Raw genomic sequence first — 14,970 nt, 5'->3', positions numbered from 1 at the left:
TGGTTCGACGTGGCTTTTCGAATTAAGGGTTGACGCTTGGGGCCGAATGGCCCGATCTGCCGGAACTCGCGCCGAAGGGGCGCCTCTTGGAGGAGACGCCCCTTCGGCGGGCAGCACGGCGGAACCGGTGGATCAGCCGGAGAGGCGGGCCCCGGAGGAGGTCGAGAACACGTGGATCTCACCCGCGCGCGGAATGACGTGCATCGTCGAGCCCTTCTCGGGCACGTTGCGGCCGCCCACGCGCACCACGATGTCCTGCGAGCCCTCGGAGTGCGAGGTCGAACCGTAGACGTACCCGTCGGCGCCCAGCTCCTCGACGACGTTCACCGTGATCGTCAGACCACCCGTGTCGCCGATGTCGAAGTGCTCGGGGCGCACGCCGACCGTGACCGTACGGTCGCCCGCGTCGGCGGCCGCGGACAGCGCCTCGCGCGACACCGGCACCACGCTGTCACCGAACTTCACGCCGCCGTCGGCGATCGGGACCTCGACGAGGTTCATGGCCGGGGAACCGATGAAGCCGGCGACGAAGAGGTTCGCCGGACGGTCGTACATGTTGCGCGGGGTGTCGACCTGCTGGAGCAGACCGTCCTTGAGGACCGCCACGCGGTCGCCCATCGTCATGGCCTCGACCTGGTCGTGGGTGACGTAGACGGTGGTGATGCCGAGGTCGCGCTGGAGCGCCGCGATCTGCGTACGGGTGGACACGCGGAGCTTGGCGTCGAGGTTCGACAGCGGCTCGTCCATGAGGAACACCTGCGGCTTGCGCACGATCGCGCGCCCCATCGCCACGCGCTGGCGCTGACCACCGGAGAGCGCCTTCGGCTTGCGGTCGAGGTACTGGGTCAGGTCCAGCATCTTCGCCGCGTCCTCCACCTTCTTGCGGATGGTGGCCTTGTCCTCGCCGGCGATCTTGAGCGCGAAGCCCATGTTGTCGGCGACGGACATGTGCGGGTACAGCGCGTAGTTCTGGAACACCATCGCGATGTCCCGGTCCTTGGGCGGCAGGTGCGTGACGTCGCGGTCACCGATGCGGATCGCACCGCCGTTCACGTCCTCCAGGCCGGCGAGCATGCGCAGCGAGGTGGACTTGCCACAGCCGGAGGGGCCGACGAGGACGAGGAACTCGCCGTCCTCGATCTCCAGCTCCAGCTGGTCGACGGCGGGCTTGTCGCCCCCGGGGTACAGACGGGTCGCCTTGTCGAAAGTGACAGAAGCCATGGTGATGAATCCCTTCTACCGGCAGGAACGTGCCGGACGATCCGAGTGGAAGGTCTAGTCCAGTGGTCGGACTCCGAGCCGACGCTACCGGCCGGAACGCCTGCTGTCAGCACCTGAGGGGGAGCGACTTCCCCGACTGTCAGACGCGGCTGCTTTGATCCCGTCCATGACCATCTACGACCTGACCCGCGCCCTGCCCGACATCGCGACGCTGCGCGAGCGCTGCCGCGCCATGGCGGCGCTGGAACTGGTGATCAGCGGCAACGGCGAGGGCGGCTACTTCTCGTACGACCCTGCGTGGGGCGACGGGGAGGAGGCGGCGTTCATGGAGAACGGCTCGGGCGACGAGTACGCGATCGTCTTCACGGCGGACGGGGTCTTCGGGTGCGGATTCGACCACGAATCCCCGATGAGCCCGTGGGGCGACGAGGACACGGCACTGTGGCCCGGCCTCGTGGACGGCATACCCGAGGCCTTCGGGCAGCTGGTGACGGAACCCTCCTTCTGCGTGGAGGACGGCGTCCTCCAGGCGACCGCCGTCTTCTGGCGCGAGAACGGCGACACGGCCTGGCGCACCGGCACGGTCGAGTTCCCGGACGGACACGCGGACCCGGACGGCACCGACTACCTCTTCAAGATCCTGGCGGCGGGCACACCGGAGGCGTACCGCGACTTCGCCGAGGACTACTACGAGACCGACCTCCCCCTGGAGGCGATCCGGCACGTGTGGTCGCTGCGCCCGCTCACCCAGGAGATCGTCGACGCCCTCAACCCGGGGCTGCCGCTGGAGGCGGTGGGCCCGCGACTGGGTGGTGCGGGGTACCCGGGGGTGTGAGGGCGGCGGAGGCGGGCGAGGGGTTGCAGGGGCCGGAAAGTTCTTCGCTGGGGCGTCTGGTGGATGTGTAGAGTGAAGGCGATTCTGTGCGTTGTGCAGTGTCACGTGTGCCCCCTTAGCTCAGCCCGGCCAGAGCAACGCACTTGTAATGCGTAGGTCGTCGGTTCGAATCCGACAGGGGGCCCCATCCCTGATCAGCGGCATGATGATCAAGTGGATTCGTACAGAAGTGGAAGGCCCCGGGTGATCGCCCGGGGCCTTTTGCGTGCCCGCTCTCAGGCTCGGCCCGAGATGCGGTTCGCCAGGCGGGCCAGTGGGGTCGTGGCCGGGGTGTGGGTGGTGGATTCGCGGCGGTCGGCCTCGCGGTAGGCGGCGTACAGGGCCTGGACGCCGAGCCAGCGGAAGGGCTCCGGCTCCCAGCGGCGGACGCGGTGGTTGACCCAGGGGAGGGTCGTGAGCTCGGTCGGGTCGCCGAGGACCAGGTCGCGCAGGGTGCGGGCGGCGAGGTTGGCGGTGGCCACGCCGGAGCCCACGTAGCCGCCGGCCCAGCCGAGGCCGGTCGTGGCGTCCAGGGTGACCGTGGCGCACCAGTCGCGGGGCACGCCGAGGACGCCCGACCAGGCGTGGGTGATCTCGACTCCGGTGAGGGCGGGGAAGAAGGACTCCAGGAGGCGGGTCAGGGCGGTGATGGTGGCGGGCTGGGTGCGGCCGTCGTTGTCGGTGCGGGAGCCGTAGCGGTAGGGGACGCCGCGGCCGCCGAGGGCGATGCGGTCGTCGGCGGTGCGCTGGGCGTACATGTAGGCGTGGGCCATGTCGCCGAGGGTGGCGGCATCGGACCAGCCGATCTTGGACCAGACCTCCGGGGGGAGCGGCGCCGTCGCGATCATCGAGGAGTTCATCGGGAGCCACGAGCGCTTCTGGCCCTTGAGGGAGGCGGTGAAGCCTTCCGTGCAGCGCAGGACGTAGGGGGCACGGACGGTGCCGTACGGGGTGCGGGCGCGGCCGGGGCTGATCTCGGTGACCGGAGTGGATTCATGGACGGTGACGCCGAGGCGTTCGCAGGCGGCGGCCAGTCCCTTGACGAGTTTCAGGGGGTGGACGCGGGCTCCGTGCGGGGTCCAGCTGGAGCCGACGGCGTCGGCGATGTCGATGCGGGCGCGGGTGTCGGTGGCGTCGTAGAGCGCGCGGTCGGTTTCGCCGAAGGCGAGTTCGGCGGCGTGGAAGGCCTTGAGGCGGCTCAGTTGGGCGGGGGTGCGGGCGACTTCGAGGACTCCGCCGCGGTGGATGTCGGCGGCGATGCCCTCTTTGGCGGCGGTGTCGATGACTTCGGTGACGGTCTCGTTCATGGCGTGCTGGAGGCGCTGGGCGGCCTGGCGGCCGTGGAGGGCGGCGTAGCGGTCGCGGCCGGCGATGCCGTTGTAGAGCCAGCCTCCGTTGCGGCCGGAGGCTCCGTAGCCGCAGAACTTCTGTTCCAGGACGGTGATGCGGAGGTCGGGGGCGGCGGTCTTGAGGTAGTAGGCGGTCCACAGGCCGGTGTAGCCGCCGCCGACGATGACGACGTCGGCCGTGGAGTCGCCGGTGAGGGGGGTGCGCGGTGGGTGGGTGGTGGCGGTGTCGTCGGTCGCGTACCAGAAGGAGATGCCGCCGTTGATCGTCATGGGGGAGTTGCTACACCGCGTTCCGGAGGGGTGTCCAGGGTCGTGGCGTCGGGCTGCCGGGTAGGGGTGCGTTGGGTTGGGTTGGGCTGGGCCGCGGTCCGGGGTCAGGGTTCCAGGACGACCTTGCCGGTGGTGGCGCGGGTTTCCAGGTCGTGGTGGGCGGTGGCGGCTTCGGCGAGGGGGTAGCGCTGGAGGGCGGGGCGCAGGCGGCCGGCGGCGGCTTCGTCGAGGGCGCGGGTTTCGAGGAGGCGCAGCGGGTTGTCGCCGCCGGCGAGTTGGAGCATGGCGGGGCCCAGGACGCTCTGGGTGGTGACGCGGCGGGCGTCGAGGTCGGCGCGGTCGGCGTCGGTGAGCGGGATGGGGCCGCAGGACCAGCCGAAGACGAGGTGGAGGCCTCCGTCGGCGAGGAGGTCGAGGGCGGTGCGGGCGAGGGGTCCGCCGACGGAGTCGAAGAGGACGGTGGCACCGGCGGGGTGGTGTGCGCGGACGGTGTCGGCCCAGTCGGGGCGGGTGTAGTCGAGGGCGAGGTCGGCGCCGTTGGCGGCGGCGAGGGCGGTTTTGGCGGGGCCGCCGGCGAGGGCGACGACGGTGGCTCCGGCGTGCTTCGCGTACTGGACGAGCAGGGTGCCGATGCCGCCCGCGGCGGCGGGTACGAGGGCTACGGAGCCGGGGCCGAGGTCGGTGAACTGGAGGATCCCGAGCGTGGTGCGGCCGGTGCCGATCATGGCGACGGCGGTGGCGGGGTCCAGGCCGGGTGGGATGGCCTGGAGGCGGTCGGCGTCGGTGACGGCGTACTCGGCGTAGCCGCCGGGGGCGAATCCGAGGTGGGCGACGACGGGGCGGCCGAGCCAGGCGGGATCGGTGCCGGGACCGAGGGCGTCGACGGTGCCGGCGACCTCGCGGCCGGGGATGGTGGGGAGCTCGGGGAGGGGCGTGGGCGGGCCCTGGACGCCGCGGCGGAGGGAGGTGTCGAGGAGGTGGACTCCGGCGGCGGCGACGGCAATGCGGACCTGGCCGGGGGCGGGAACGGGGAGGGGGGTGGGTTCGTAGGTGAGGTTTTCGGCGGGGCCGAAGGTGTGGAGGCGGATGGCGTTCATGGTGGCTCGGGTGCCGGTGGTGGTGCCGGTGGCGGTGGCGGTGCCGGTGGCGGTGCCGGTGGTGGTGCCGGTGGCGGTGGCGGTGTCGGTGGTGGTGGTGGTGGCGGTTGTGCTCGTGGCGTTCGAGGCGGTCGGGGTGTTCGGGGTGGCGCTCGTCGTGGTCATGCGGTCAGCCTGTGACCTCAAGTGGGATCGAGGTCAAGGGGTTCTGTCAGTGCTGTGGTTCAGGATGGGGGAATGGCGCGCAAAGGGCACGAGCAGGATGTGAAGGCGGCGCGGCGGCCGGAGGTTCGGCTGCCGGAGCTGAGTGCGTGGGGCGGCGGTGAGCTGGAACCCGACGGGGACTACGACGGGCTGGAGCTCGCGGACGTCGACCTGACGGGCCAGGAGGGGATCGGGGCCCGGTTCATGGACTGCGCGCTACGGCGCTGCGCGCTGGACGAGCCGGGGCTCGCGAAGGCGAGGTTCCTGGACTCGGTGCTGGAGGGGGTCCGGGGCGTCGGGACCGACCTGTCGGGGGCTTCGCTGCGGGACGTGGAACTGCTGGAGGCGCGGCTGGGCGGGGTTCAGCTGCACGGGGCGGTGCTGGAGCGGGTCCTCGTACGCGGGGGCAAGATCGATTACCTGAATCTGCGGAGTGCGAAGCTGAAGGACGTGGTCTTCGAAGGGTGCGTCCTGGTGGAGCCGGACTTCGCGGGGGCGGTGCTGGAGCGGGTGGAGTTCCGGGACTGCGCGCTGCGGGGGGCGGACTTCACGGGGGCGCGGCTGTCGGAGGTGGACCTGCGGGGCGCGGCGGAGCTGGGCATCGCGCGGGGGGTGGAGGCGTTGTCGGGGGCGGTGATCAGCCCGGGGCAGCTGTTCGAGCTGGCTCCGGCGTTGGCGGCGCAGCTGGGGCTGAGGGTGCTGGCGTAGGGGCCGCGGGCCGGCAAGATCCGAAAGGGACGGCCACAGCACTAGGACCAGGCAGGGACCAGGCGACTAGGTAGGGACTAGGCAGGGACCCGGGGGAAGCGGGACTGGAGGGTCCAGATGACGGGGTTGTCGGCGAGGCCGTCGTGCATGTCGATGAGGTCCGCGATCAGGTCGTGGAGGAAGTCGCGGGCTTCGCGGCGCAGCAGGCGGTGGCTGAAGGTCAGCGGGTCTTCTTCCGACGGCATCCAGTCCGCCTCGACGTCGACCCAGCCGAAGCGGCGTTCGAAGAGCATGCGGTCGCTGGACTCGGTGAAGTCGAGTTCGGCGTACTGGCGGTTCGCGGAGCGGCTGCCGCGGGGGTCCTGGTCGAGCTGCTCGACGATGTCGCACAGGGCCCAGGCGAAGTCCAGTACCGGCACCCATCCCCAGGCTGTGGATACTTCCCGGTCCGCGTTGGTGTCGGCGAGGTAGACGTCCCCGCAGAACAGGTCGTGGCGCAGCGAGTGGACGTCCGCCGAGCGGTAGTCGGTCTGCGGAGGGTCGGGGAAGCGCCGGGAGAGGGAGTAGCCGATGTCGAGCACGTATCCGATGGTGTCACGCCCCCGTCGGTGTCCCGCACATCCGGTGCCCTGGTCGCTCGCCTTCGCCCCTCGCCTCCGGCCCTCGCCTTCGCCCCTCGCCTCCGGCCGGCCTCGTCACCTCTGACGGGGCGGTCGGCGCCGTCACCTGACCGGGCGGCCGCGTCGTCACGTCTGACCGGGCGGTCGGCGTCGGCGCGAATCAGAGTTCCTGATTCGTCGTGGGGGTCGGCGGCGGCTGCGGGCCGGTCTCGGGCTGTGGTGTGGCGGGCGGCGGGCTGGTGGTGCGGGCGGGTCGTCGGATCCCGTGTCACCTGCGCAAACGCTCTTGGTGGCGGTGTGTCTCACCAGGGCCGTCGGGCCGGTTGTGCGGGTGCGGTCCGGGGGAATTCGTCCCGGGGCGGGGGTGTGCGGGCGGCCGCCCGGGTGCCGGGAGGGCTGGGGGGAGCCGGGGGAGCCGTCTTAAGCTCGGCGCGTCCGGGGGGTCCGGGATCCGGGGGTGGGGGAGGGGACGGGTCGGCGTGGCTGGATCGGGGGGACGGCGCGAGGCGCCCGGGGCCGGGGTGCTCCAGGAGCGCAACCGGCTGGCGGCCGAGCTGCACGACACGGTGGCGCAGGGCCTGACCAGCATGCACATGCTGCTCGACGCGGCCGACCGGCAGTGGACGCGGGAGCCGGGGCAGGCGCGGGTCCTGGTACGGCAGGCCGCGGCTGCGGCGCGCGAGAACCTCGCGCAGGCCCGTCGGCTGATCCACGACCTGGCCCCGCCCGAACTGGACGGCACCTCGCTGCCGCAGGCCCTGCGCCGGATGTGCGCCGCGGCGCAGACGGGGGCCGGGGCGGGGGCGGGAGACGGAGACGGGGTGTCCGGGGCGTCCCGCGCGCCCGGGGCGCCCGGGGGGCGGGTTCGGTTTCGGGTGGTGGGGGAGGCCCGCGGGGTCGGGGGGATCGTGGAGGGGGCTGTGGTGCGGGCGGTGCAGGGGGCCTTGGGCAACGTGCGGCGGCACGCGCGGGCTTCGGAGGCGGTGGTGACGCTGACCTATCAGCCGGACGCGGTCGTGTTGGACGTGTGGGACGACGGCGTCGGGTTCGATCCGGCCGAGCTCCGGGGGGACGGGCTGCGGCTGCTGCGGCGCCGGATCGAGTACCTGGGGGGTACGGCCGTGGTGGAGAGCACGCCGGGCGGTGGCACGGTGGTGTCGGTGTGTCTGCCGGCTCCGGCCGGGGGCCCGGCATGACGCGGATCCTGCTGGTGGACGACCATCCGGTGGTGCGGGCGGGACTGCGGGCGCTGCTGTCGGGCTCCGCCGAGTTCGAGGTGTGCGGGGAGGCGGCGGACGGTGTGGCGGCGCTCCGGCTGGTCCGCGAACTGTCCCCGGACCTGGTCCTGATGGACATCAGGCTGGGCGAGGGGATGTGCGGGCTGGAGACGACGCGGCGCATCGCCCGGCTGCCCGACGCGCCCCGGGTGGTCGTCCTGACCAGCTACGAGTCCGACGCGTACGTGGTGCGGGCGGTGGAGGCGGGTGTGGCGGGGTACCTGTTGAAGGGGTCCCCGCCCGACCTGCTGTTCCAGTCGCTGCGGACGGTCGCGGCCGGTGAGTCGGCGCTGTCGCCCTCGGTGGTCTCGCGGCTGATGAACCGGTACCGCGCGCCGCGGACGGTGCTCACGGCCCGGGAGACGGAGATCCTGGAGCTGATCGCGACGGGCCGGTCCAACCGGGAGATCGGCTCGGCGCTGTTCATCAGCGGGACGACGGTCAAGACGCACCTGGCGCACGTCTACGAGAAGCTCGGGGTGGAGAACCGTACGGCGGCCGCGCGGGTGGCGGCCGACCGGGGTCTCATCGTCCCCGGATAGCCGGATAGCCGGATAGCCGGATAGCCGGTAGCCGACAGCCCGGATGGCCGGACGGATGGCCGGGGACGGACGGCCGGACGGACGGTCCGCGCGTGCTGTGGCCCCCGGCCTAGTTCGGGTAGGCGATCTGGACGGCGGTGCCGTTGTACTGCCACAGCGGGGAGAAGACGCGCTTGCGGATCTTCCAGCCGCCCGTGGTCTTCACGTACTCGTCGCGGTAGCGGATGCCGCGCACGACGACGGTCTCCGGCGCGGTCGCGGTGGCCGGGTACACGAGCTGCGCGGTGGCGTGGCTGTCACCGGTCGCGGTCCTGCCGGCCACGCGGACGAAGGCGTTCGCGGTGACGTGGGTGGAGTAGCCCCAGGCAGCGGCGCCGTCGAGGTTGGCGACGACCGCTTCGATGCCGGACTTTACGATGCCGGCGGTGCCGTCGGGGTGGGCCATCACCGTGAGGGTGGCGTCGTCGGTGAAGAGGGTCCGGAAGACCGCCTTGTCCTTGGTGTCGACGGCGAAGAGGTAGGTCTCCAGCAGGCGGTGGATCGCCAGCTCGTCCTCCACCGAACCGGTCGGCCCGCAGGAGGAGGTGGTGGCGGCGAGGTCCTCGGCGTTGGCGGGCGTCGCGGCGGCGAGTGCGCCGAAACCGGCGACGGCCGCGCCGGCGCCCAGCATGGTGAGCATGCGGCGGCGTTCGGGGGCGAAATCGGTGGGCGGCATGGCGGGTTCCTCTCGACACGGCGGGTGGCGCCCTGGTCCGTGCGGGGCGGTCCGGGGCACTCACGAGCCTCCCGCCTGGCCGCCTGCGGCGGATCGGCGCGGCGTACGAGCCCGATCTCGTACGGATGGACGATGTGCTCGGCGGTCGTGTCCGCGCGCGTTCAGGGCAGGAGGCGTTGTTCCTTGGCCACCGAGACCGCTCCCGCGCGCGTGTCGACGCCGAGCTTGTCGTAGATCCGGCCCAGGTGGGTCTTGACCGTGGCCTCGCTGATGAACAGCGCGCGGGCGATGTCGCGGTTGCCGAGGCCACGCGCGAGCTGGCCGAGGATGTCGAGCTCGCGGTCCGTCAGCGGGGTGGGGCGCGTGCCGCGCATGTGGGCCATCACGCGGCTGGCCACCGGCGCGGAGAGCGTGGTGCGGCCCTGGGCCGCCGAGTGGATCGCGGCGAAGAGCTCTTCCGGGCGTTCGGCCTTGAGGAGGTAGCCGGTGGCGCCCGCGCCGATGGCCCGGGTGATGTCCGCGTCCGTGTCGTACGTGGTCAGGACCAGTACGTGCGGGGGGTGCGGGGCGGCCGTGATGCGGCGCGTGGCCTCGACCCCGTCGATGCCCTCGCCCAGCTGGAGGTCCATCAGGACGACGTCGGGGCGGAGCTTGGCCGCGAGCGCGACCGCCTCCTCGCCGCTGCCCGCCTCGCCGAGCACCTCGATGTCCGGCTCGCTGCCGAGGAGCGCGAGCAGGCCGGCGCGGACCACCACGTGGTCGTCGCACAGGAGGATCGTCGTCATGGTGTGGGCTCCAGGGGGATCGAGGCCGAGAGGACGGTGCCCTCGCCCGGGGTGGATTCGACGGTCAGGGTGCCGCCGAGCTGACGGACGCGGGCGCGCATCGCGGGGAGGCCGTGGCCCCGGTTTCCGGTCCGGCTCCGGTGTCGGGGTCCGGTGCCGCTGCTGCCGGTGTCGCTGCCGGTCCCGCTGCTGCCGGTGCTGTTTTCCGGACCCGGGTCCTGGGCGAAGCCGTGGCCGTCGTCCGCGATGTCCAGGACCACCTGGTCGCCCAGGAAGCTGAGCGTGAGGGCGGCGGTACGGGCCCCCGAGTGCTCCCGTACGTTCGCCAGCGCGCCCTGCGCGATGCGCAGCAGCGCCGACTCCGCGCGGTCGGGCAGCCGTACCGGCGTGCCCTCCAGGTGGAAGCGGACCTCGATGTCCGGACCCGCGCCCAGCGCGCGCAGGGCCTCCGGGAGGCCGGCGCCGTCGGCGAGTTCGGGCGGGGCGAGGTCGTGGACCAGGCGGCGGGCCTCGGCGAGGCCGCGCGCTGTGATGTCGGTGGCGGTACGGACGTGCGCGCGGGCGGTGGCCGGGTCCGTGTCCCAGGTGCGGTCGGCGGCCTGCAGCAGCATCTGCTGGCTGGACAGGTGCTGGGCCAGGGTGTCGTGGATCTCCATGGACAGCCGCTGCCGTTCGGCGAGGGTGCCTTCGCGGCGTTCGGTGGCGGCCAGTTCGCGTCGGGTGCGGATCAGGTCGTCGATCAGCGTGCGCTGGGCGGTGGCCTGGCGCTCCATGTGGATGAAGACGGCGGTCGCGAGCGCGGCGACGGCGGGCGGGGCGAGGAGGAGGTTGGGGTCGAAGGGTTCGCCGCCGCCGGTGGTCCCGGAGAGCTTGAGCTGCGCGGCGACGACGAACACCGTCAGCAGGGCGACGAGGACGACGGCGGCGCGGGGCGGGAGGGTGCGCAGGGCGGTGTAGAAGAGCGGGACGGCGCACCAGGCGAAGCTCGGGGCGAGGACGACGAGGACGACCCAGACGGCGACGACGAGGCCGAGCCAGAGGAAGCGGCGGGGGCGGGCGGCGCCGGGGCCGGGGCCGGGGGTGGGGCCGGGGGTGGTGGAGGCGGAGGTGGCGCCCACGGCGGGGCCGAGGACGTACAGCGCGGCCAGCGTGAGGCTGAGGGCGATGATCCACGGCGTGCGGGGTTCGCCGGGGTGGCGCAGGAGGAAGCGGGCCACGGAAGCGCCGAGGAGGAGGAAGAACGCGGTGTGCATGACCGTGGCCAGTGCGCGGGTGCCCTGGGGGGGTGGGGTGGGGGTCACGGGGCTCGTGGGGCTCGCGCTGGTCACGTGGTGCTCCTGGCTGCTGGTGGTGCGTCCATCGTCGTCGGTCGGGGGTGTGGCGCGGGGGCGGCCGGGCCGGTCGGGCGGGCGCCGAAGCGCGGGGCGGGGTCCCTACCCACCCTTCCATCGTTCCCAGGGCTCCCGCCCGTTCCCGCCCCGTCAGGGCCCGGCCCGCGCCCGAGGATCCTGGGGCCCCGCCCGGGGCCGTGACCAGGTAAGCCGTCGCCGGAACCACACCGCATCAGCCGATCGGTTGACCCCGGGGTCAACCGGTGGGGTGGGCGTTGCGAGCCGGTACGGGGACGGGTGGGCGGGGGTGGCGGGGAGAGGGTGGGAACACGGCAGGAGAGCCCGCCGCGCCGACGTCCACAGGAGCAGCAGACATGAAGACCCGCACCCGCGTTCTCACTGGTACCGCCCTCGCCGTCGCCCTCGGCGCCGGAACGTTCGGCGCCGTCAGCGCCAACGCCGCGTCGGCCCCGGAGTCCGCCCCGGCGGCGGCCTCCGCCAAGCGGGACGACGACAGCAACTTCACCACCTCCACCCACCTCACCGTCGACGCCGCCACCCGCGCCGCCCAGGCCGCGCTGGACGCCGCCGCGAAGGAGAACCAGAAGGTGACCGTCGCGGTCGTCGACCGCAACGGCAACACCATCGTCACCCTGCGCGGCGACGGCGCGGGCCCGCAGTCCTACGAGTCGGCGCAGCGCAAGGCCTACACGGCCGTCTCCTGGAACGCCCCGACCTCCGTGCTCGCGGGCCGCCTCGCGCAGACCCCGAACCTGAAGGACATCCCCGGCACCCTCTTCCTCGGCGGCGGCACCCCGGTGCAGTCGAAGGGCGCCCCGGTGGCGGGCGTCGGCGTGGCCGGCGCCCCGAGCGGCGACCTGGACGAGAAGTACGCCAAGGCGGGCGTGGACGCGCTCGACAAGTAGTCGGGCAACACGGCGTCCGGGCGCCACGGCGTCCGGGTGACGAGGCGTCCGGGTGCAAAGCGGTCCGGGCGCCGAACAGCCCGGCCAAAGGAGCGTCCGGACGCCAAGCAGTCCGCGAGCCACGCGTCCCGGCGCCGAACAGTCCGGGCGAAGGGGCGCGGTCGTCGGCGCCCCCCGGCGAAGGTGCTGCGCGTAGGCTCGGCGCGTGGATCACCGTTTTCCGCGGCGTCTCGCCGCCTGCGCCCTCGCCGCCCTGTTCGCCCTCACCACGGGTTGTACGGGCGGCGTCGTGCAGGGGCGGCCGGGTGCGCCGGGGGTGCGCGACCCGTTCTTTCCGAAGGCCGGGAACGGCGGGTACCAGGTCGAGCACTACGATCTCGACCTCGACTACGACCCCGTCAGCGGCCGGATGGACGCCACCGCCGTCGTCACCGCGCGCGCCGAGCAGGCGCTGAGCTCCTTCAACCTCGACCTCAGCGGCCTCGATGTCGAGGGCGTCACCGTGCAGGGTGCCGGGGCCCGGTTCAACCGGACCGGCAACGAGCTGACCGTGCGTCCCGCCGAGGACGTGCGCCGGGGCCAGGTCTTCCGCACGGAGATCGAGTACGGCGGCAAGCCCCAGCACGTCACCGATCCGGACGGCTCGCGCGAGGGCTGGATCCCGCTCGCGGGCGGGCCGGGCGCGGTCGGCGTCGGGGAGCCGGTCGGGTCGATGGCCTGGTTCCCCGGCAACCACCACCCGAGCGACAAGGCTTCGTACGACATCACGGTCACCGTCCCCAAGGGCTACGAGGCCGTGTCGAACGGGGAGTTGGGTGCGCGGACCGACGATCCGGGCGAGAGCGAAGGCTCCGGCGACGGCGCGCGGACCGTGTTCTCCTGGCACAGCGCGGAGCCGATGGCGAGTTACCTGGCGACGCTCGCCGTCGGGAAGTTCACGGTGACGAGCGGCCGGACCGCGTCCGGGATCCCCGTCTACGACGCGGTCGCGCCGGGGGAGGCGGCCGCGAGCGCGCCCGTGCTGGGGCGGCTGCCGGAGATGGTGGAGTGGGGCAGTGGCCGGTTCGGCCCGTACCCCTTCTCCGCGACCGGCCTGATCGTGCTGCCCAAGGGAACGCTCGGCTACGCCTTGGAGACGCAGACCAGGCCCGTGTTCTCGGGGGCGCCCACCGGTGAGGAGGGCGAGCTGCTGGTCCTGCACGAGCTGGCCCACCAGTGGTTCGGGAACTCGGTGTCGCCGAAGTCGTGGAAGGACATGTGGCTCAACGAGGGCTTCGCGACGTACGCCGAGTGGCTCTGGTCCGAGGACCACGGCGGGCCCGGCGCGCAGCAGCACTTCGACGCCTACGTGGCCGGGGACACCGACGTCGACAAGGCGGCGGACTCCGACTGGGACGCCTTCCCGCCGGCCGCCCCGCCGGGACCCGAGGACATCTCCGAGCCCCCGGTGTACGGGCGCGGGGCGATGGTCTTGCAGCGGATCCGGCAGGAGGTCGGCGACGAGAAGTTCTTCGCCCTGGTGCGGGGCTGGGCCGCCGACCACCGGCACGGGAACGCGAGCACGGCCGATTTCACCGCCTACGCGCAGGAGAAGACGGGCCACGACCTGAAGAAGGTCTGGGACGTGTGGCTGTACGGCAAGGAGCGGCCCGAAGCCCCTTAGACCCAAGGCCCCTTAGACCCAAGGCCCCTTAGGCCCGAGGCTCCCTGGTACCGGGTGGCGAACCTTCCGGGCCACAGTGCGAGCCCGGCTAGAGCGCCTTGCGCAGGACCGTGCAGGGGCGGCCGGCATCGCGGTCCGCGGCCTGGCGCAGGACCGTGTACCCCTGGGACCGCCAGAACGCCAATCCCTCCGGGTTGTTGTCGAGTACGGCGATCCGTACGCCCGTGCGGCCGGCGGCGCGGAAGCGGTCCTCGACCAGGGCGGCCACGGCGCGCCCGTGCCCCTCGCGGTGGGCGGTGGCGTCGATGAGCAGCAGGCCGATCCACGGGTCCGGGTCCTCGGCGGCCGGGTCCGGGTGGTGGGCGAGGGTGGCTGCCAGGCCCACGAGGCGGCCGCCGGAGCGGGCGAGGAGGACCTCGGCGCCCTCGTGGGCGAGCTCGTCGGCGAGGGCGGCTGCGACCTGCTCGACCGTGATGCGGCCGGGGTCGGGGAAATCGCCGCTGAGCTCGAAGAACGCGTGGTTGGTCGCGTAGAGCGCGGCGATTTCGGTGAGGACCGGGCCCGGCAGGGCGCCGTCCTCGACAGGAGCGAGTGGCATGAGGATCACGTGCCGAACGGTAGCGAAGTCCCCTCCCCGGACGGCCGGGAGGGGACTTCTGCCGCTGTGACGCCCGGGTGGGGGCGGCGGCCCGTCTTAGACGTTGACGCCGAAGTCCTGGGCGATGCCGGTCAGGCCCGAGGCGTAGCCCTGGCCGACGGCGCGGAACTTCCACTCGGCGCCGTTGCGGTAGAGCTCGCCGAAGACCATGGCGGTCTCGGTCGCGGCGTCCTCGGAGAGGTCGTAGCGGGCGATCTCGGCGCCGCCGGCCTGGTTGATCACGCGGATGTACGCGTTGCGGACCTGGCCGAAGTTCTGGCTGCGGGTCTCGGCGTCGTAGATCGAGACCGGGAAGACGATCTTGTCCACGTCGGGGGAGAGGCCGGCGAGGTTGACGTTGATCGACTCGTCGTCGCCCGAGCCCTCGCCGGTGCGGTTGTCACCGGTGTGGACGATGGTCTGGTCCGGGGTGGACTTGTTGTTGAAGAAGACGAAGTGGCCGTCGGAGACGACCTTGCCCATGGGGTTGACCGCGATGGCGGACGCGTCGAGGTCGAAGTCGACACCCGTCGTCGTACGGACGTCCCAGCCGAGGCCGACCGTGACGGCCGTGAGGCCCGGGGCCTCCTTGCTGAGCGAGACGTTTCCGCCCTTGGAGAGGCTTACTGCCATGGTGACTGGTGTCCCTTCCTAGTCTCACTTGGACCGTGAGATGCCCAAGCCAAGTTACCGCTGACCTCCATAACGCGGGGAGGGGGCCCGTAGGTTCCGGGGGCCGTGAATTGTCCCC

15 protein-coding genes and 1 tRNA gene are annotated in these 14,970 nt (G+C 72.6%); 7 read left to right on the top strand and 9 right to left on the bottom strand.

Translation table 11 applies throughout. From position 1 onward, the window contains the following. Positions 1 to 132 precede the first annotated feature (132 nt). A complete protein-coding gene (locus tag J7E97_RS05825) occupies positions 133 to 1,221 on the bottom strand; it encodes an ABC transporter ATP-binding protein (RefSeq protein WP_215023056.1) in 1,089 nt (362 codons plus the stop codon). 166 nt (positions 1,222 to 1,387) lie between these two features. Here J7E97_RS05825 and J7E97_RS05820 point away from each other — a divergent pair, with 166 nt between their 5' ends. Further along, a complete protein-coding gene (locus J7E97_RS05820) occupies positions 1,388 to 2,056 on the top strand; it encodes a hypothetical protein (RefSeq protein ID WP_215023054.1) in 669 nt (222 codons plus the stop codon). A 109-nt stretch (positions 2,057 to 2,165) separates the two neighbouring features. After that, a tRNA-Thr gene (locus J7E97_RS05815) sits at positions 2,166 to 2,243 on the top strand. An 88-nt stretch (positions 2,244 to 2,331) separates the two neighbouring features. Here the strand turns inward: J7E97_RS05815 and J7E97_RS05810 are convergent. Further along, positions 2,332 to 3,714: an FAD-binding oxidoreductase gene (locus J7E97_RS05810; protein WP_215023046.1), complete on the bottom strand. Its 1,383-nt coding sequence runs from the start codon at positions 3,712 to 3,714 to the stop codon at positions 2,332 to 2,334. A 104-nt stretch (positions 3,715 to 3,818) separates the two neighbouring features. Beyond that, positions 3,819 to 4,811 (bottom strand): zinc-binding dehydrogenase, encoded by a 993-nt coding sequence (locus J7E97_RS05805; RefSeq protein WP_215023134.1) that lies wholly within the window; start codon positions 4,809 to 4,811, stop codon positions 3,819 to 3,821. Between the two features lie 237 nt (positions 4,812 to 5,048). On the opposite strand from J7E97_RS05805, the gene J7E97_RS05800 reads away from it, so the two are divergent. Next, the gene (locus J7E97_RS05800) at positions 5,049 to 5,723 is read left to right on the top strand and encodes a pentapeptide repeat-containing protein (RefSeq protein ID WP_215023044.1); all 675 of its coding nucleotides are present in this window, start codon (positions 5,049 to 5,051) and stop codon (positions 5,721 to 5,723) included. A 77-nt stretch (positions 5,724 to 5,800) separates the two neighbouring features. Here J7E97_RS05800 and J7E97_RS05795 read toward each other — a convergent pair whose 3' ends face one another. Next, positions 5,801 to 6,304: a hypothetical protein gene (locus J7E97_RS05795; protein WP_215023042.1), complete on the bottom strand. Its 504-nt coding sequence runs from the start codon at positions 6,302 to 6,304 to the stop codon at positions 5,801 to 5,803. 518 nt (positions 6,305 to 6,822) lie between these two features. On the opposite strand from J7E97_RS05795, the gene J7E97_RS05790 reads away from it, so the two are divergent. Together J7E97_RS05790 and J7E97_RS05785 are read left to right on the top strand one after the other, a co-directional pair. Next, positions 6,823 to 7,539, top strand: a complete 717-nt coding sequence (locus J7E97_RS05790; RefSeq protein WP_215023040.1) for a sensor histidine kinase — start codon at positions 6,823 to 6,825, stop codon at positions 7,537 to 7,539. Then, positions 7,536 to 8,162, top strand: coding sequence for a response regulator transcription factor (locus J7E97_RS05785; RefSeq protein WP_215023038.1), 627 nt, complete (start codon positions 7,536 to 7,538; stop codon positions 8,160 to 8,162). The genes J7E97_RS05790 and J7E97_RS05785 overlap by 4 nt, the downstream gene beginning before the upstream one ends. Before the next feature lie 109 nt (positions 8,163 to 8,271). Here the strand turns inward: J7E97_RS05785 and J7E97_RS05780 are convergent, their stop codons facing one another. The 3 genes from J7E97_RS05780 to J7E97_RS05770 form a co-directional block, all read right to left on the bottom strand. Next, positions 8,272 to 8,877, bottom strand: a complete 606-nt coding sequence (locus J7E97_RS05780) for a nuclear transport factor 2 family protein (RefSeq protein ID WP_215023036.1) — start codon at positions 8,875 to 8,877, stop codon at positions 8,272 to 8,274. A 161-nt stretch (positions 8,878 to 9,038) separates the two neighbouring features. Beyond that, positions 9,039 to 9,662 (bottom strand): response regulator transcription factor, encoded by a 624-nt coding sequence (locus J7E97_RS05775; protein ID WP_215023034.1) that lies wholly within the window; start codon positions 9,660 to 9,662, stop codon positions 9,039 to 9,041. Further along, complete coding sequence (locus tag J7E97_RS05770; protein ID WP_215023132.1) at positions 9,659 to 10,915, bottom strand: sensor histidine kinase; 1,257 nt, start codon at positions 10,913 to 10,915, stop codon at positions 9,659 to 9,661. The genes J7E97_RS05775 and J7E97_RS05770 overlap by 4 nt, the downstream gene beginning before the upstream one ends. A gap of 452 nt (positions 10,916 to 11,367) precedes the next feature. On the opposite strand from J7E97_RS05770, the gene J7E97_RS05765 reads away from it, so the two are divergent. Together J7E97_RS05765 and J7E97_RS05760 are read left to right on the top strand one after the other, a co-directional pair. After that, complete coding sequence (locus J7E97_RS05765; RefSeq protein WP_215023032.1) at positions 11,368 to 11,919, top strand: heme-binding protein; 552 nt, start codon at positions 11,368 to 11,370, stop codon at positions 11,917 to 11,919. A gap of 205 nt (positions 11,920 to 12,124) precedes the next feature. Next, a complete protein-coding gene (locus tag J7E97_RS05760; RefSeq protein WP_215023030.1) occupies positions 12,125 to 13,582 on the top strand; it encodes a M1 family metallopeptidase in 1,458 nt (485 codons plus the stop codon). A gap of 88 nt (positions 13,583 to 13,670) precedes the next feature. Here the strand turns inward: J7E97_RS05760 and J7E97_RS05755 are convergent, their stop codons facing one another. Both J7E97_RS05755 and J7E97_RS05750 read right to left on the bottom strand, forming a co-directional pair. Then, positions 13,671 to 14,180 (bottom strand): GNAT family N-acetyltransferase, encoded by a 510-nt coding sequence (locus J7E97_RS05755; RefSeq protein WP_251053918.1) that lies wholly within the window; start codon positions 14,178 to 14,180, stop codon positions 13,671 to 13,673. 96 nt (positions 14,181 to 14,276) lie between these two features. After that, the gene (locus J7E97_RS05750) at positions 14,277 to 14,852 is read right to left on the bottom strand and encodes a TerD family protein (RefSeq protein ID WP_215023027.1); all 576 of its coding nucleotides are present in this window, start codon (positions 14,850 to 14,852) and stop codon (positions 14,277 to 14,279) included. Between the last annotated feature and the right edge of the window lie 118 nt (positions 14,853 to 14,970).

It is taken from the genome of Streptomyces sp. ISL-66, assembly GCF_018614135.1.
In the GTDB taxonomy this organism is placed as follows: domain Bacteria; phylum Actinomycetota; class Actinomycetes; order Streptomycetales; family Streptomycetaceae; genus Streptomyces.
Note: the sequence above shows the minus strand (reverse complement) of the source record. Positions and strands in the feature narration are given on the sequence as shown.